Annotated in this window: 17 protein-coding genes; 14 read left to right on the top strand and 3 right to left on the bottom strand. The window is 72.6% G+C overall.

Translation table 11 applies throughout. The features are described 5' to 3' along the window. The first annotated feature begins 280 nt into the window (after positions 1–280). The 7 genes from AB0C62_RS16250 to AB0C62_RS16220 all read left to right on the top strand — a co-directional run bounded on the left by AB0C62_RS16250 (position 281) and on the right by AB0C62_RS16220 (position 5,894). On the top strand, positions 281–553 hold the full coding sequence (locus tag AB0C62_RS16250; protein WP_362973549.1) for a hypothetical protein: 273 nt from the start codon (positions 281–283) through the stop codon (positions 551–553). Then, positions 553–2,871: a heavy metal translocating P-type ATPase gene (locus AB0C62_RS16245; protein ID WP_362973547.1), complete on the top strand. Its 2,319-nt coding sequence runs from the start codon at positions 553–555 to the stop codon at positions 2,869–2,871. Before AB0C62_RS16250 ends, AB0C62_RS16245 begins: the two co-directional genes overlap by 1 nt. After that, positions 2,868–3,410: a copper chaperone PCu(A)C gene (locus AB0C62_RS16240; protein ID WP_362973546.1), complete on the top strand. Its 543-nt coding sequence runs from the start codon at positions 2,868–2,870 to the stop codon at positions 3,408–3,410. The genes AB0C62_RS16245 and AB0C62_RS16240 overlap by 4 nt, the downstream gene beginning before the upstream one ends. A 132-nt stretch (positions 3,411–3,542) precedes the next feature. Then, the gene (locus tag AB0C62_RS16235) at positions 3,543–4,226 is read left to right on the top strand and encodes a hypothetical protein (RefSeq protein ID WP_362973544.1); all 684 of its coding nucleotides are present in this window, start codon (positions 3,543–3,545) and stop codon (positions 4,224–4,226) included. A 216-nt stretch (positions 4,227–4,442) separates the two neighbouring features. Then, positions 4,443–5,051 (top strand): sigma-70 family RNA polymerase sigma factor, encoded by a 609-nt coding sequence (locus AB0C62_RS16230; protein ID WP_362973542.1) that lies wholly within the window; start codon positions 4,443–4,445, stop codon positions 5,049–5,051. Between the two features lie 300 nt (positions 5,052–5,351). Beyond that, positions 5,352–5,567 (top strand): hypothetical protein, encoded by a 216-nt coding sequence (locus tag AB0C62_RS16225; RefSeq protein WP_355875214.1) that lies wholly within the window; start codon positions 5,352–5,354, stop codon positions 5,565–5,567. Positions 5,568–5,570: 3 nt separating this feature from the next. Beyond that, positions 5,571–5,894, top strand: coding sequence for a hypothetical protein (locus AB0C62_RS16220; RefSeq protein ID WP_362973540.1), 324 nt, complete (start codon positions 5,571–5,573; stop codon positions 5,892–5,894). A 125-nt stretch (positions 5,895–6,019) separates the two neighbouring features. On the opposite strand, the gene AB0C62_RS16215 is transcribed toward AB0C62_RS16220, so the two are convergent. Next, complete coding sequence (locus AB0C62_RS16215; protein WP_362973538.1) at positions 6,020–6,577, bottom strand: pyridoxamine 5'-phosphate oxidase family protein; 558 nt, start codon at positions 6,575–6,577, stop codon at positions 6,020–6,022. A 159-nt stretch (positions 6,578–6,736) separates the two neighbouring features. On the opposite strand from AB0C62_RS16215, the gene AB0C62_RS16210 reads away from it, so the two are divergent. The 3 genes from AB0C62_RS16210 (at position 6,737) to AB0C62_RS16200 (ending at position 8,621) form a co-directional block, all read left to right on the top strand. Beyond that, positions 6,737–6,952: a hypothetical protein gene (locus AB0C62_RS16210; protein ID WP_362973536.1), complete on the top strand. Its 216-nt coding sequence runs from the start codon at positions 6,737–6,739 to the stop codon at positions 6,950–6,952. 257 nt (positions 6,953–7,209) lie between these two features. Next, the gene (locus tag AB0C62_RS16205) at positions 7,210–8,130 is read left to right on the top strand and encodes an SGNH/GDSL hydrolase family protein (RefSeq protein ID WP_362973579.1); all 921 of its coding nucleotides are present in this window, start codon (positions 7,210–7,212) and stop codon (positions 8,128–8,130) included. 170 nt (positions 8,131–8,300) lie between these two features. Beyond that, positions 8,301–8,621, top strand: coding sequence for an NIPSNAP family protein (locus AB0C62_RS16200; RefSeq protein WP_362973534.1), 321 nt, complete (start codon positions 8,301–8,303; stop codon positions 8,619–8,621). Positions 8,622–8,627: 6 nt separating this feature from the next. Here AB0C62_RS16200 and AB0C62_RS16195 read toward each other — a convergent pair whose 3' ends face one another. Both AB0C62_RS16195 and AB0C62_RS16190 read right to left on the bottom strand, forming a co-directional pair. Then, positions 8,628–9,644, bottom strand: a complete 1,017-nt coding sequence (locus tag AB0C62_RS16195) for a helix-turn-helix domain-containing protein (RefSeq protein WP_362973532.1) — start codon at positions 9,642–9,644, stop codon at positions 8,628–8,630. A 163-nt stretch (positions 9,645–9,807) separates the two neighbouring features. Continuing rightward, positions 9,808–10,812 (bottom strand): alpha/beta hydrolase, encoded by a 1,005-nt coding sequence (locus tag AB0C62_RS16190; protein WP_362973531.1) that lies wholly within the window; start codon positions 10,810–10,812, stop codon positions 9,808–9,810. Between the two features lie 387 nt (positions 10,813–11,199). Between AB0C62_RS16190 and AB0C62_RS16185 the strand changes: the two genes are divergently transcribed. The 4 genes from AB0C62_RS16185 (at position 11,200) to AB0C62_RS16170 (ending at position 16,833) form a co-directional block, all read left to right on the top strand. Then, positions 11,200–13,113, top strand: coding sequence for an FAD/NAD(P)-binding protein (locus tag AB0C62_RS16185; protein WP_362973530.1), 1,914 nt, complete (start codon positions 11,200–11,202; stop codon positions 13,111–13,113). Between the two features lie 256 nt (positions 13,114–13,369). Beyond that, entirely contained in the window at positions 13,370–14,881 is a 1,512-nt protein-coding gene (locus AB0C62_RS16180) for an MFS transporter (RefSeq protein WP_362973528.1), read from the top strand. Positions 14,882–15,119: 238 nt separating this feature from the next. Continuing rightward, positions 15,120–16,082, top strand: coding sequence for a hypothetical protein (locus AB0C62_RS16175; RefSeq protein WP_362973526.1), 963 nt, complete (start codon positions 15,120–15,122; stop codon positions 16,080–16,082). Between the two features lie 133 nt (positions 16,083–16,215). Next, a complete protein-coding gene (locus AB0C62_RS16170; RefSeq protein ID WP_362973524.1) occupies positions 16,216–16,833 on the top strand; it encodes a TOPRIM nucleotidyl transferase/hydrolase domain-containing protein in 618 nt (205 codons plus the stop codon). Positions 16,834–16,848: the final 15 nt, after the last annotated feature.

The following is a 16,848-nucleotide window of genomic DNA, read 5'->3' as shown; positions in this document are numbered from 1 at the left end:
GGGACCGGATGACGCCCAGCGTCTGCAAGGGGCAAGAAGTTTAAGCCACTGGCCGGAACTGTGGCCTCGCACACCGGACGCGGCCGGTGTGCGCGGGCCGACACACGATTCCCTGGCCGCACCACCCGCCGCCGGGCGCGTGAGACGCCCGTGGCGCGTGTGACGCACGTCATAATTCGTCGTCGGAACTCGGCGCCCCTGCCGTCCGACTTCTCAACCGGCGCGGCCCTTCGACTGCCGCGTGCCGCACCAGGGTTCGAGACAACCAGGAAGGCCGACCATGGCCGAGTCCCGACAGCCGTCCCGCGCCGCGGGAGCGATCCCGCGGGGCGGCATGATTCCGCCCGCGTTGTGCGGGTTCCTGCTGCTGCTCGCGCTGGCGTTCTGGGCGTCGTTCGCCGTGGGGTCGGCCGCGGGTCCGGTCGCGCCCGGCCTGCACGGCACGCGGACCGGGTCGGGCACCGGTGACGGGACCGGCGGTGGCGGTGGCGGGGACGACGGGCACGGCGACATGGAGAACATGCCGGGGACGACCCAGGGGCACGGTGAGTGATGACGACCGAACCGACCACCGGCCTGACGGTCACCGACCTCACCGTCGGCGGGATGACCTGCGCGGCCTGCGTCCGCCGTGTGGAGAAGAAGCTCGCGAAGCTGGACGGCGTCACCGCGACCGTCAACCTGGCCACCGGCCTCGCCCGCGTCAGCCACCCCGACGACGTGGCACCGCACGACCTCGTCACGGCCGTCGAACAGGCCGGCTACCAGGCTGCCCTGCCCGCACCACCCGTCCGCGAGGACGTGCCCGCGGATCCCGATGGAAGCGACACCGCGGAGGCCGCGTCCCGGCGGGAGCGCGAACGACTGCTGGTCACCGCCCTGCTGGCTCTCCCGGTTCTCGCCCTGTCCATGGTGCCGGCCCTGCAGTTCCGCAACTGGCAGTGGCTGTGTTTCGCGTTGACCGCCCCGGTCGCCGTGTGGAGCGCCTGGCCCTTCCACGAACGAGCGCTACGCGGGCTGCGGCACTCCGCGGCCACCATGGACACCCTCGTCTCGCTGGGCGTGGTCGCCTCCTTCTCGTGGTCGGCCTACGCCTTGTTCTTCGGGGGAGCGGGCGACCCCGGCATGCGGATGCCGTTCAGCCTGCTGCCCTCCGCCTCGGACGGGACGGCGCACGTCTACCTCGAAGCGGCGGTGAGCGTCCCGCTGTTCGTGCTGACCGGACGGTTCCTGGAAGCACGCGCTCGTCGCGGCACCGGCGCGGCCCTGCGGTCCCTGGCGGAACTGGCCGTCAAGGAGGTGTCGGTGCGCGGCGCGAACGGCGAGCGCTCGATCCCCATCGAGGCGCTGCGGGTGGGCCAGGTGTTCGTCGTGCGCCCCGGCGAGCGGGTCGCCACCGACGGCCGGGTGACGGAGGGCAGCTCCGCCCTGGACCTCTCGCTGGTGACGGGGGAGAGCGAGCCCGTCGAGGTGAACCCCGGTTCGGCCCTGGTGGGTGGCGCCGTCAACGCCGGCGGCCTGCTCCTCGTACGGGCCACCGCCGTCGGCGCGGACACCCGGCTCGCCCGTATCACCCGGCTCGTGACGGACGCACAGACCGGCAAGGCCCGTGCGCAGCGGCTCGCCGACGCGGTGGCCGGCGTGTTCGTGCCGGTCGTCCTGACCGTCGCGGTGAGCGTCCTCGGCTTCTGGCTCGGTGCCGGAGCCGACCCACAGGCGGCGATCACCGCATGTGTCGCGGTGCTCGTCGTCGCCTGCCCCTGCGCGCTGGGCCTGGCCACCCCGACGGCCCTGATGGCGGCGACCGGCCGAGGGGCCCAACTGGGCGTACTGGTGAGCGGACCGCGGACCCTGGAGGCGCTCCGGCACGTGGACACCGTCGTCCTGGACAAGACCGGCACCCTGACGTCCGGTCACATGACCGTCGCCCGGGTCACCGCGACGCCCGACGGCATCGGACAGGTGGCGGCGCTCCGGCTGGCGGCGGCGGTGGAACAGGGCTCGGAGCACCCACTGGGGCGGGCCGTCACCGCGTACGCCCTTCGCTCGGCCGACGGCGCGACGCGTCCGGCCGTCGAGGGCTTCACCGCGACTCCGGGGCACGGGGTACGGGGCCGGGTGGAGGGCCGTACGGTCGAGGTGCGGGTTCCGGAGGGTGCGCTGCCGCCGGTCCTCGCGGACGCCCTCACCGTCGCCGAGACCGCCGCCCACACGCCCGTCCTGATCCTCGTGGACGGCCGGGCCGAGGCGCTGATCGCGGTCGGGGACGTCCTACGGCCCGGCAGCTACCGAGCCGTCGACCGGCTGCGCCGGCTCGGAATCCGCCCGGTCCTCGCCACCGGCGACCACGAGGCGTCCGCGCGGGCCGTGGCCGAGGCGCTGGGCATCGACGAGGTGCACGCCCGCTGCTCCCCGGAGGACAAGGCCGCGTTGGTCCGCCGGTTGAGAGCGGAGGGCGGACGGGTCGCGGTCGTCGGCGACGGTGTGAACGACGCCGCCGCGCTCGCCGGCGCCGACCTCGGCATCGCCATGGGCGGCGGGACCGACGTGGCGATCGGCGCCGCCGACCTGACACTCGTCCGCGGGGACATCGAGGCCCTCGGTGACGCCGTGCTCCTCGCCCGGCGCACGCTGGGGACGATCCGCGCCAACCTGGTGTGGGCCTTCGGATACAACGTCGTCACCGTGCCGCTCGCCATGGTCGGGCTGCTCAACCCCATGGTCGCCGCCGCCGCGATGTCCGCCAGCTCGGTCCTGGTGGTGGCCAACAGCCTGCGCCTGCGCGCCTGGCAGCCCGCCCGGGCCCGGCGGGGACCGGCCGCCGCCCGCCGAGGCCACGCGACCCGGCCGGCAAGGGCGGGTGTGCGATGAGGAGCCTGGTCACCCGTGCGGTGAGTGTCCTCGGCGGCGACCGGCGGCGGTTGACGGACGCCGCCCTCGCGGTCCTCGTTCCCGTCGCCGCGTGCAGCATGGCCCTGGCGTTCCTGACGACCTGGGTACGGACCGGCGAGGCGGGCAGCCCCGCGCACGTCGCCGTCACCGAGGGACAGTTGCTGCTGCCGTCGGCCGGTGTGCCGGAGACCGCGGTGTTCTTCCGCATCGGCAACGACGGCGGCTCGGCCGACCGGCTCCTGAGTGTCAGCTCACCCGACGTCCCGGGCGGCGTCACGCTCTCCCGGCACCGGATGACCGGCGGCGGTGCGGCCCACCGGGAGACGATCGACTCCGTCGCGATACGGGAGGGCACCACCCTCGCCATGTCGCCCGACGGGGTGGACCTGACGGTCTCCGCGGCAACCGCCCGCTGGCGTCCGGGCGACCTCGTGCCCTTCACCCTCGACTTCCGGCGCGGCGGCAGGATCGAGGTGTTCGCCGTCGTGGTCCGCCCGGGAACGGCCTCGTTCTCCTAGTCGTCCCGGAGACTCGTCGAGTTCCGGGCACCGCGTGTGACATGAGCCACCGTCAGTCCAGTGAGGTGGTCCCGCACACCCCCGCGTACCACCTGATGTCGATCGGATCCCGGGTGCGAAGATGGGCGCGTCATGACTGTCGGAGGGTGGTGCCGCACGCTGCGGGCCGGTGTGTTCGCCGCCGCCTGCGTGGTGTTGGCCGCCCTCGGCCACGCCATGATGTCCGGTTCCGCCGTCCCCGGTTGGACCATGGCAGCCGGCGCCGTGGCGACCGCGGGAGCCGGCTGGTTCCTGGCCGGCCGTGAACGCGGTCGCGCCCTGATCGTCACGGCCGTGGTCGCCACCCAGGCCGCGCTTCACGAGACCTTCGCGCTGGGCCAGTCGATGTCCACGACCACCTCGGGCCCGGCGCTCGCACCCGCCGACGGGGTCGCCATGGACATGGGGTCGATGGACATGACCCGCATGGACATGGGATCCATGGGCCGCACGGCACACGGCACGGGCGGTCCGCCGCACGCGCACATGCTCGGCATGGGCGGGAGCGCCCTCGGGATGCTGGCCGCCCACCTCCTCGCCGCGCTCCTGTGCGGGCTGTGGCTGGCGTACGGCGAGCGCGCCGTCTTCCGCCTCCTGCGGGCCGCCGCCGCCCGACTGGCAGCCCCGTTGCGGATGCTGCTGGCGCTGCCCGTGCCGGGCGGCCGACCGCCGGTCCGCGCGCGCCGCACCGCCGCGCGCCGGGCCTCCCTCGCCCGCTTCCTTCTCTGTTACGCCGTCACCTCCAGGGGACCGCCCGTGGGTACCGCTGTCGCCTGAGACAGCCGGATCCACCGGGGCTCACCTCTCGACGTCCGCCGCCCTCCCGTGCGGCGGATCTCCCTGACGGCACGCACACCGCGTCCGTGACGTCCGTCGAGCGCGCCACGAGCCCCGGGTATCGCCGTACCCATTGCGTACGGCGCACCCCATGTGCCGGAGCCCCACGCCTCGTCACGGGACGTCGGCCCCGGATGACCTCGAGAAGGACATCACGTGATCACTTCTGTCCTGCCCGCTCCCCGCGCCACGGCACGCGCTGCGGCGGACGCCTCCGCCACCGCCTGGGCACTGGCCGCACGCGACGGAGACCCCCACGCCGCCGAGCACTTCGTGCGCGCGCTGCACGGCGACGTACTGCGCTACGTCGCCCATCTCAGCGGCGACCCCCAGACCGCCCAGGACCTCGCCCAGGACACCTTCGTCCGGGCCTTCGCCAGCCTGCCGCGCTTCGAGGGGCGGGCCTCGGCACGCACCTGGCTGCTGTCCATCGCCCGCCGAGCGGTCGCCGACAGCTTCCGCCGCGCCGCCGCGCGCCCCCGGCAGGCCGACACCCACGACTGGCAGGCGGTCATGGAACGGGCCCAGCCCTGCGGTCTCCCCGGCTTCGACGACGGAGTCGCGCTGCTGGACCTGCTGGAGGCACTGCCCGACGAACGCCGCGAGGCGTTCGTACTGACCCAGATCGTGGGCCTCTCCTACGACGACGCTGCCCGCTTCATCGGCTGCCCCATCGGTACCGTCCGCTCCCGGGTGGGAAGGGCCCGGGCCACCCTCGAACGCCTGCTCGCCGAAGCGGACTGCCCCGCCGTCAGGGCCGCATGACGTGATGGCCGGCGCCTCCGCGCGGGGGCGCCGGCCATCGGTCGAGCCCTGGCTCCGGACGAGGTGCCCGAGGTCGCACGCCCTCCCCAGGTGGTCGCCCGGTCGACAGACCTGGTTCCCGTACGGCACGGGGGAGCGGAAGCATCGGGGGTGGACGGGCGCATGGGCCCGGCGGACCGTGCTCCCGGCGCCCCGTACACCGGCGCGTGGCGCTGGGAGCCCCGGGTATGCCCAGGGCAGCCACAGGCCCCAGGTGATCGACACACCCGCGGCCGCGAGCCCTGCGAAAGGGAGTTGACGATGAGTGACATCACCGGTCTGGAGCCCCTGGCCACGTTCTGCGGGAACTGCGACTGCGGCTGCCCCCAACTGTTCGTCGACCCGGGTGCCCCGGCGGAGCGCCGCGTGCTGCTCACGGACGACTTCGGCCAGCGCGTCCAGATGAGCGTCGACCAGTTCGCCTCCCTGGTGGAGGAGGCGAAGGCCGGGAAGCTGGACGGCATCGCCACGGCCTGACCGATGGCACCCACGGAGCGGGAGACCGAGACGCCGGTGTGGCCCTGGGACGAGCCGCCCGGACGGCGGACCGCGCGGCACAGGAGGGGGACCGGCTTCGGCTGGCCGGTGCCGGCCGCCACCGTGGCGCTGCTGGCCGGCGGCTACGGCTGGCTGGGCGCGGTGATCGCGGGCACCGCCGGGACCGCGATCGGCTGCCTGCTCGGGCTGGTGGTCAACGGACTGCTCCAGCTGCTGGTGGGCCGCGCGATCTCCGGTTCCGCGATGCCCGGCCCTCCGATGTCCGGCCCCGCGCCGACCGGCCAGTCACCGCCCTCGCGTGACTGACCCGGCCGGCCGCAGGGCTGCAGGACGTCACAGGGGCAGGGCCGCTCCAGAGGGCCGAGGCGCGCGGACGACCGGGTCCGGCCCACGGGCTCAGCCCACCCGCCGTCCCGGTCCCGGCCCCTCCCTCAGAACGACCACCGCGTGTGGGTGAACACCCCGTCGTTCCGGCCGAAGCCGTACGCCGTCGACGGGGCCACCGCGAACACCGCCACCTCACCCTTGCGGAACCCGTCGCCGATGCCGTGGAAGGTGCCCTCCGGCGAGGTGATGTGCGCTCCGTACTTACCCTCGTACGCCGTGATCACCTCCTCCAGAACAGCCGGGTCGGCAACCCGCTCGGCCGTGCCCTCGACGACGAGGTCGAGGCCTTCGGTGAGCGAGTTCGCCCCGGTGGTCAGCGCGCAGTGACCGTGGTGAGCCAGGTTCTTCGCCTTCTGCTCGGTAGGGCCGGTGGAGAAGTACAGCACCCCGTCGTGCCAGGCGGCGATCACGGGGGTGACGTGCAGCCGGCCGTCGGGCCGGACCGTCGACAACCAGAAGATCTCGGCGGCCCCCAGCTCCCGCAGGGCCTCGGCCCAGTCGGTGGCGGCGACCTCTTCGGCACCAGGGCGCGGGTTGAGCGCGGAGCTGTACCGGGCGTCGAGTTCGGTGACGGGCTGCTGTGCGGGTTCCTGCGTCGGCATGGGGAACTCCCTTCCTCTCCCTCATATCGACCGATCTCCCGCACCGAACTCATCGCCGCGCCCGTCCCGAGCCCGTGGTGCACCCGATCGGACGCCGCCCGACCGCCCGGCACCACCACTCCGGATGCGCGCCGCCCCCGGCGCCCGCACCCTGGGTGCATGTCCAGCGATCAGCCCGTCGTCGTCTACCCGCCCACCGCGGACGGCGGCCGAAGAGTGCGCCTCCATGAGGGCTTCGTCGGGATGGCCTACACGTTCCTCGACGTCGCCGAGTTCCTCCGCCGCGCCGGCATGGAGGACGTCGAGGCCTCCGACATCAGGACCGCGGACTGGATCGAGTGGCGGGGCGGCGGGCCCGGCGTCTGGGAGCACTGACACCGACCGGTCACGCCAGGTGACCAAGGGGGCCGACGCGCACGTGTGCAGGACGTCACCCCGCCGGACCCCTGCACGTCTTTGTGCAAGCAGAGTTCGCCCGACCGCTGGTCTAACGGTCTACTGGCCGGTATACAGGCGAGGTTGAGTCCGCCGGGCACGAGCCGCCGCGCGGCCCGGTGCGTTCGAACATCCCGTGCGCCGTGGTCGCCGTTGCCACGTTCCGTGGACTGTCAGGGCTTCAGGGGAGGGGCATGATGATGCAACGGACGCGTCCGGGCGAGGCCATATCGAAGCGCCGCACCGCCATGGCGCTTGCTGTACTGAGCAGTTGCGCGCTCACCGTCGGCGCCACCGGAACGGCCTCCGCCACGGCGGGGGAGCACCACGGAACACCTCGCTCCAACTACGTCGCCCTGGGTGACTCCTACACCTCCGGCCCCCTGATCCCCACACAGGTGGACGCGAACTGCGCCCGGTCCGACCACAACTACCCCTCGATCACCGCGAACCAGCGCAAGGTCACGTCGTTCACGGACGTCAGTTGCGGCGGCGCGACGACCGCCGAGATGTGGCAGGCACAGGGGACCAACGGACCCCAACTCGACGCGGTGAAGCGGGACACCGACCTCGTGACCGTGCAGATCGGCGGAAACGACGTCGGCTTCGGCTCGATCATCAGCACCTGCGCCGGCCTCAGCGCGCAGGACCTGTCCGGCAACCCCTGTCAGCGGTACTACGGGGCAGCGGGCTACGACCAGTTGACGCTGAAGATCCTCCAGACCGCGCCCAAGGTCGCCCGCGTGCTGCGGGCCGTGCACGCCAAGGCACCCCACGCGCGCGTGGTCGTCGTCGGCTATCCGGACCTGCTGCCCGACGACGGCACCGGCTGCTACCCCACCGTCCCGTTCGCCGCGAAGGACTTCCCGTACCTGCGCGACACGGAGAAGCACCTCAACGTCATGCTGCGCGCGGTGGCGCTGCTGAACCGGGCCGACTACGTGGACACGTACGGCCCGACCGTGGGCCACGACATGTGCAAGGCACCCGCCGACCGCTGGATCGAGCCGCTGCGCCCGACCTCACCGGCCGCTCCCGCCCACCCCAACGCCAAGGGCGAGGAGGCCATGGCGCAGGCCCTCGTCAAGACCCTCGGCAGGGGCGCCGGACACCGCTGATCCGCCGTGATCGGCAGGCCGTGCGGGTGCGTACGGCGATGACGCGACGTCCGGCGTCCGTCCCGACTCGGGGCGGACGCCGGACCGTGTCCGCGGCGGACTCGCAGGCGAAGCGAGTGGAGCCCCCCTCCGGCGACAGGGCGCGTCGGCGACCAGGCACTATGAACCACATGATCACTGTTCATCTGAAGTACGAGATCGACCCCGACCGCCTCGACGACTTCGAGGAGTACGGTCGCCGCTGGATCACCCTCGTCAACCGGTTCGGCGGCACGCACCACGGCTACTTCCTGCCCAGCGAGGGCGACAGCGACATCGCCTACGCCCTGTTCTCCTTCCCGGACCTCGCCCGCTACGAGCGCTACCGGACGGACAGCGCGACCGACCCGGAATGCCAGGAAGCCTTCGAACTGGCCCGCCGGACACGTTGCATCAAGCGCTACGAACGCCGATTCCTGCGCCCCCTGGACCCGGAGCCCACTGCGGAGTAGCACGGCCTAGGCGGTCGGCGGATTCCGGTGCAGTCGGCGCAGGACGAGGGCCAGTTGGAGGCGGAGCCGGCCGTGGGGCCCGTGCACCGGCCAGCCCAGCCAGTGCTCGGCCTGGGCGAGACGGTCCTGGAGCGTCGAATGGTGCACGTTCAGGTCCGCGGCCGCGGCCCGCAGACTCGTACTGAAGGCGATCGCGTTGAGGGTGCTCGCCACCCAGGGTGCGGCGGCGACGGCACGGTCCAGCGCCGCCACGTCCGGTACGGCGGCCGGGTCGGCGGACTCGGCGAGCAGCGCGAGTCCGCCGAGTTCGGCCGCGTACACCGTGCGCGGACCCGGGTCCTGATCGGTGCCCTCCGCCGTGAAGCGCAGGGCGGTGCGGGCCGCGGCGTACGACGCGGGAAGGTCGCGCACCGGCACCGCCGGGCCGACTCCGGCTCGTCGACGCCCGGTGCTCGGGGAGCCGTCACCGGCGGCGGGGACCGCTTCCACGCGTGGACCGCCCTCCGCCGTCACCACCACCCGGGCCGCGGCCACGTCGCGCAGGCCGAGCCGGACGGCGGCCCGGTGCCGGGCGTGTTCCGTCGCGGAGGCGTCGAGGAGTACCTCGACCGAGGCGGGGTCGCCGACACCCGCGTCCGCCGGCGCCCGTCCGCGGGTGCGGTCCAGAACGACCCGGGCCGCCGCCGCGGCGCGCTCCAGGACCATCGCGTGCACCCCGGCGGTCGGACCGGTGCGTTCCAGCCACACGGCCGCGGACCCGCCCGGCGTCAAAGAGGCCGACGCCCACTCCGGATCGAGCGGCCCACCCTCGTCACGGCGCAGCCCGTCCGGTTCGACCCGGACCCGGACACCGCGCTCCTCGTCCACCAGCCGGGCGGGGCAGTCGGCCAGCACCGCCGCGCCCCGCACCAGCGACTCCAGTCCGGCCCGGCCCTCGATCAGCCGGTCGAAGTAGGAGATCACCCGCAGCGCGGCGCCCGCGTCGGGGTCGAGCGCAGCGAGTCTGCCCGCCAGTTCCTTCACCGCATTGCCACCTCGTACGGGCGTCACCGGACGCGCTGACCGGCTCGCCGACCGCACCGGTGCGCGGCCGGCGCACCGGCGATTTCCGGCCGGTAGCTCATCCCCGTTCCGTCCCCGGGGCACCGCTGCCCAGCCGTTCGATGACAACTTACGCCGGGTGCCGTCAGTTCCCGAGCAGTCTGCGCAGCCATCGCAGACGGGCCGCCTTGGTGTCCTGCGACAGAGCGGCCTGGGGTGCCATCTGGTCGTATCCGTGGAAGCCGCCCGGCCAGACGTGCAGTTCGGCGCGCCCGCCCGCCTGCCAGATCCTGCTCGCGTACGCGACGCTCTCGTCGCGGAACGTCTCGGCCGAACCGACGTCGATGAACGCCGGGGGCAGGGCGGTGAGGTCCTCGGCGCGTGCGGGGGCGGCGTAGGCCGAGGCGTCCGGTCCGCCACGGGCGTCGCCGAGCAGGGCGGTCCACCCGGTGTCGTTCGCCGTGCGGTCCCACACGCCCACCCCGGACATCTGGTGGCTGGACGGGCTGTCGTTGCGGTCGTCGAGCATGGGGCAGAGCAGGATCTGGCCCAGCAGCGCCGGACCGCCGCGGTCCCGGGCGAGCAGGGCGACGGCGGCGGCGAGGCCGCCACCGGCACTGGCACCGGCGACGATGACGCGGCGTGCGTCGAGGCCCAGCTCGGCGGCGTGCTCGTCCGTCCACACCAGGCCCGCGTAGCAGTCCTCGACGGGCGCCGGGTGAGGGTGCTCGGGTGCGAGCCGGTATTCGACGGACACCACCGCCATGCCCAGCTCCCGCGCCCAGTCCAGGATCTCCGCGATCCCGGTGCGGTTGTCGCCGAGGACCATCCCGCCGCCGTGCGTGTGGTAGACGACGGGCACGGCGTGATCGGTCCCGGTGGGCCGGCAGATGAGCAGCGATATGTCCGGGGATCCCTGCGGTCCGGGAACCGCGCGCTCCTCGACGACGAAGGCGCCGTCCAGGGTCAGGTCGAGATCCGCTCCCTCCAGCGTCGCCATTCCCTCGCGCAGCGCCGGAATCATCTCGGGGTGCAGGGCGGGCGGCAGGTGCTCGCCGATGACCTCGAGGGCGGCGGCGAGTTCCGGGTCGAACGGCGGGGGCGGGCCCACCCGGAAGGGCTGGTTCTCGGCGGAGGGTACGGCGGTCATCGGTTCTCCCTGCATGACGGTCACACCGCTGTGACCACTGCCGTCATGGTGCACCGGGCCCGCCGGGCGGCGGGAGCGCCATCCGGCGGGGAACTCCCGCCGAACGGCGGGCTGTCCCCGCGGTGCCGTCGGAGGTCCCTTCACCGGTGCCGTTCGGCGGGCGGGGACGACACCGGTCGCTCCGGTGCCGGTCGGACCGCGCGCAGGCCTCCACAGGAGGGATCGCGATTGCTGATTTCGTTGCAACTTCCCTTGTACGCAACGGAATTCGTGCTTCATAAATACCGAGACGGCTGGATAGCATTCCGGCCACGCACTTCTGATCCGAAATCCGTAGATCCACGTGAGGGGTCTCGCATGCCCAGATTCAGTGATCACGAGCTTGGTATGAGCCGGAAGATCACGCGCCGTGACTTCCTCGACGGGGTGGCTGTCACCGCCGCCGGCGCGGCCGCGGCGATGGCCCTTCCGGGTGCGGCGCAGGCGTCGCCCGGCGCACCGCACGGACACGCCGACGGGCACGGGCACGGCAGGCCGAACGCGCCGTACCCGCCCACCGCGACCGGCCTGCGGGGCCAGCAACCGGGCGCGTACGACGTGGCGCACGCCGTCCGCGACGGGGCGTTCGCCCCGGGTCACATATCCGACACCCGGGAGACCTACGACCTGGTCGTGGTCGGCGGCGGCCTCAGCGGTCTGGCCGCTGCCCACCTCTACCGCAGACACGCGGGTCCCAGAGCCCGCGTCCTCATCCTCGACGCCCTGGACGACTTCGGCGGCCACGCCCGGCGCAACGAGTTCCACGTCGGCCGTACGCTGCTCCTGTCCAACGGCGGCACCGTCAACATCGACACCCCGAGCACGTGGTCACGCGAGGCCCGCGACCTGCTCACCAAGGACCTCGGTGTCGACCTGAAGGCACTGGAAGCCACCGTCAAGAGCGACGCCTACACGCCCTACGCGCTCCGCAGCGGCACCCTGTTCAACTCCGAGCGCTGGGGCAAGGACCAACTGGTCATCCGCGAGTCCGGCGAGTCCTGGGCGTCGTACGCGACCAAGCTCCCCATGAGTGGGACGAGCAGGGCCGCGCTGGTCCGTCTCTACACCACGACCGAGGACTTCTACCCCGGGCTGACGGACGCCCAGAAGAAGGAGATCCTCGCGCGCACCCCGTACGAGACCTACCTGCGCGAGAAGCTCGGCCTCGACGACGACGCACTGGAGGTCGTCAAGCGCGGTACCAACGGGCTGTGGGGCGTGAACGTCGACCGGGTCGCCGCCGCCGACGCGTGGGCGACCGGCCAGCCGGGCTTCGGCGGCCTGGGCCTGGAGCACACTCCGTGGCCGGGCGCGGGCAGGACGCCGCTGATGCACCTCGCCGAGACCGAGGAGGACGGCAACTTCTACTTCCCCGAGGGCAACGCGTCGCTCGCCCGCCTGCTGGTCAGCAGGCTCGTCCCCGACGCCTTCGACGAACGCCGCCCCAACTGGCGGGAGATCGTCACCGCGAGGGCGGACTACTCCCGACTCGACGACCGGGACAACGCGGTCCGTATCCGTCTGGGGAGCACGGCCTTCCAGGTCCGCAACGAGGGCCGGCACGGCGCGGTGGTCGACTACGCGAAGGGCGGCCGCAGCTATCGGGTCCGCGCCAAGGGCGTGGTGATGGCCTGCTGGAACTCCGTCTCCTCGTACGTCATGCCCGAGTTGCCCGCCGAGCAGGTCACGGCGATGCGCTACGGCACCAAGGTGCCCCTGGTGTACGCCCGGGTGGCGCTGCGCGACTGGCGGGCCTTCGCGCAGGCCCGCGTGTCCCGCGTCAGCACGCCGTCGATGTTCTTCTCCAGCTTCGGTCTTCCGACCGTCACCGACATCGGTGACTTCACCATGCCGCACCGCCCCGAACTGCCCACGGTGGTGTCGCTGTCCGCCACCCCGAACTCGCCCGGACTCGTCTGCCGCGATCAGCACAAGGCGGGCCGGCGGACCCTGATCAGGATGCCGTTCGAGGACTTCGAGCGCGAGATCCGCGACTCGATGACCCGCTCCCTGGGCGAATACGGCTTCGACCCGGCCCGCGACATCACGGCCGTCACGGTCAACCGCTGGGCCCACGGCTACGCCTACGAGTACAACTCGCTCGACGACGCCGCCCTGTTCCAGCCCGAGTCGCAGCGACCGTACGCCAAGGCCCGCCGCCCCGTCGGCCGGATCGCGATCGCGAACTCCGACGCCGAGGCGTTCGGCTACACCCATGCCGCCTTCGACGCGGCGGTCCGCGCGGTGGCCCACCTCCTGTGACCCGCTTGTGAGAGGGGTCCCGTGCGCGGAGAAGTGCACGGGACCTGTTCACTCCGTCTCCCTCTTGCGCGAAGACCGACGTGCCCCGCGACTGTTTACGCGTCGCTCCCGGGGTAGGCGCGGTCTTCGCGGCGGGTTGCCGTGCGGTGGAGAAGTGTCTGCCGCAGTATTCGCAGGAGTGAAAAGCACGGAAGAGGGTGGCGGTGTGGGCGAGTCAGCGTCCGGAGAGACGTCCGGTCGTCCCAGCCCGGTTCAGATGTCGAAAGCGGTGGGCCGGCTGCCACGGCAGGTGCGGGAGGACCTCACCCACCGGTTGCGGCGCAACAAACGGGCCTTCCGGAAGGACGACGTACAGGTCGTCGAGGGGCCGCTGCTGCGACGGGCGGTCGGGGCCTCCGCGCTGGGCAACTGCATGGAGTGGTTCGACTTCGGCGTCTACAGCTATCTGGCCGCCACGATCGGCAAGGTCTTCTTCCCCGGCGCGTCCCCGGGCGCGCAGGTCGTCTCGTCGTTCGCCACCTTCGCGGCGGCGTTCGTCGTCCGCCCTCTGGGCGGTCTCGTGTTCGGCCCGCTGGGTGACCGCCTCGGCCGGCAGAAGGTGCTCGCCACCACCATGATCATGATGGCGCTGGGCACCTTCGCCATCGGCCTCATCCCGAGCTACGCGACGATCGGCATCGCCGCACCCATCCTCCTGCTCCTCGCCCGGATGGTGCAGGGCTTCTCGACCGGCGGCGAGTACGGCGGGGCCACCACGTTCGTCGCCGAGTACTCGCCGGACCGGCGGCGCGGGTTCCTCTCCAGCTGGCTCGACTTCGGCACCTTCGTCGGCTACGCGTTCGGCTCCGCCCTCGTCACCGTCCTGAACCTCGCGCTCACCGACGACCAGATGATCGCGTGGGGCTGGCGGCTGCCGTTCCTGATCGCCGGCCCGCTCGGAGTGATCGGCCTGTACATGCGACTCAAGCTGGAGGAGTCGCCGGCGTTCCAGCAGCAGCTCGACGAACACGACAAGAGCCTCGCGCAGGAGTCGGCGGGCACCGAGTTCAGGTCCATCATCAAGGACCACTGGCGTCCGTTGCTGATCTGCATGGGCCTGGTGCTGCTGTACAACGTCACCAACTACATGGTGACCGGCTTCCTGCCGACGTATCAGACGGAGACGCTGAACCGTTCCAGCAGTCGCGCCGATCTCCTGGTGCTGATCGGCATGGTCTGGATCGTCGTCCTCATCACCTTCATCGGACGCCTCAGCGACCGGGTCGGCAGACGTCCGATCTACGGGTTCTCCGCCGTCGCCATGATCCTGCTCGCCATTCCCGCCTTCGAGCTGATCAAGATGGACGGCTTCTGGCCGCCCCTCTGCGGGGTGCTGATCCTGGCCACGCTGCTGGCGTTCTTCGCCGCGCCCAGTGCCGCCACCCTGCCGGCGCTGTTCCCGACGGCCATCCGGTACGCGGCGATGGGCATCGGCTTCAACTTCGCCGTCGCGGCCTTCGGCGGTACCACCCCGCTGGTCACCGAGGCACTCGTCAACGTCACCGGCAACGACCTCGTGCCGGCCTACTACCTGATGCTCGCCGGCGTGATCGGCCTGGTGACCGTGAAGTTCATGCCGGAGAGCGCACAGGTGCCGCTCAACGGATCCCAGCCCATGGTCGGTTCCCGCGAGGAGCGGCAGGAACTGATCACCACGTCGAAGGAGCTGTACCAGGTCTCGGCGGCTCACGCCGGGGGCGACGACAGTCCGGCGGCCCCTCTGGCGTGACCCTCGCGGCGGACGCGCGGGTCGGCCGAGCGGGCGACGGGAGCGGGATGCCAGGCGTCCTGGGGGAAGGCATGGATCATGCGGCCCACCGTTCGGCCGCCGTTGCCGCACAGGCTCCCGGCAGCTCCCGGGTGACCGCTCGGCGTACCGGCCCTGCCGGCGTACGTCCGGGTGGCGGCAAGCGTTTCCGCAGACGGGCCCGGCGACGCGTCGGCCGTCGAGAACAGATGGGTGCACCGTGAAGCGCACGACAGCGGAACCAGGGACACACGAGGCCTCCCCGACCGACGGCCGCACCCGGCGCTGGGGCCGCCGGCTGGCCGCCGCCGCAGGGGTTCTCGCCCTGTGCGCCCTGCCGATCGGACCGGCCGGCGCGACGTCGGGGGGCACGGCACCGGAGGACGGCCGGCCGGCCGGCAGACCGGCGCTGTACGTGTCCGACTACGGCAACGACCGTGTGGTCCGGCTCCCGGCCGACGGGGGAGGCCAGACCACCGTCCCCCTCGACGGAGTGGTCCGTCCCACCGGCCTGGCCTTCGACGCACACCGCACCCTCTACGTCTCCGACACGGGCAACAACAGGGTGCTCAAGCTCACCGCGAACGGCGGGGAGCAGTCCACCGTCCCGACCACCGACCTGTCCCGCCCCCTGGGCCTCGCCGTCGACGCGCCCGGCAACCTCTACATCGCCGACAGCTTCAACGACCGCGTCGTGAAGGTGCCCGCCGACGGGAGCGGCCAGAAGACCGTCCCCACCACGGGCCTCCTGCACCCCTGGGGGCTCGCACTGGCGAAGGGCGGTGACCTCTACGTCTCCGACTTCGTCAACGACCGGGTGGTGAAGGTGGCCGCGAACGGCGGCGGCCAGACCACGGTTCCCACGGACGGTCTGTCCCAGCCCACCGGACTGGCCCTGAACACCGCCGGAGACCTCTTCATCGCGGACAGCGGCAACAACCGTGTCGTGAAGGTGTCCGCGCGCGGCGGCGCGCAGACCACGGTGCGGACCGACGGCCTGAGCGACCCGCTCGGCCTCGCCCTCGACGGCCGCGGCGGCCTCTACGTGGCCGACGGCTTCAACAACCGCGTGGTCCGCGTCCGGGAGACGGGCGGCGGGCAGGTCGCGCTTCCCGCGACGGGCCTCAACACACCGACCGGACTCGCGTTCCCGCCGACGGGCAGGCATCCGGGCCGGCCGTGAGCAGCGCCACGGAGGCCGACCACGGTCGACGCGGGGGATCGGAGCTTCGGCGCGGCGCTCGATCCGGGTAGTCGGTCGGCGGTCCGGCGGAAATTCCGTACCGCCCGCGCCGGGAAGGGCGCAGACTCGTCCCGTGACCGACATGGGGGCGTTCCGGGAAGCCGTCACCGCGTGGGCGGCCGGGGGCCCCGGTGACGCGGCGCGCGAGTTGGCGGAGCGGCTGTCCGTCAGGACCGTCGTCCTGCTCGAAGGACTGAGCGATGTCGCGGCCGTCGACGCGCTGGCCGCGATCCGCGGGCGGAATCTGGCGGCCGAGGGAGTCTGCGTCCTGTCCATGGGCGGCGCGATGAGCGTCGGTCGTTTCGCCCGGCTTCTCGGGCCGCCCGGCCTGGGCCTGCGCCTCATAGGACTGTGCGACGAGGCGGAGCGCGGCTACTACGCCCGCGCCTTCGAGGCGGCGGGCGCGCAGCAGTCGGGGATCTTCGTCTGCGCGGCGGATCTGGAGGACGAGCTGATCCGCGCGCTCGGTGTGACGCGGGTGGAGGAGCTCGTCCGGGCGGAAGGTGACCAGCGCCCCCTGGTCACCTTCCTGCGCCAGCCCGCACAGCGCGACCGCGCCGCCCACCAGCGGTTGCGCCGCTTCTTCGGCACGAAGTCGGGACGCAAGATCCAGTACGGCCGCGTCCTCGTCGAGGCCCTCGATCCCGACCGCGTACCCGCCCCTCTCGACGACCTGCTCACCAGCCTCTGACCGCTCCGGAGCCCT

This window comes from Streptomyces sp. NPDC048643 (assembly GCF_040650615.1).
Classification (GTDB): Bacteria; Actinomycetota; Actinomycetes; order Streptomycetales; family Streptomycetaceae; genus Streptomyces.
This window is presented reverse-complemented; position numbering and strand designations above follow the sequence as displayed.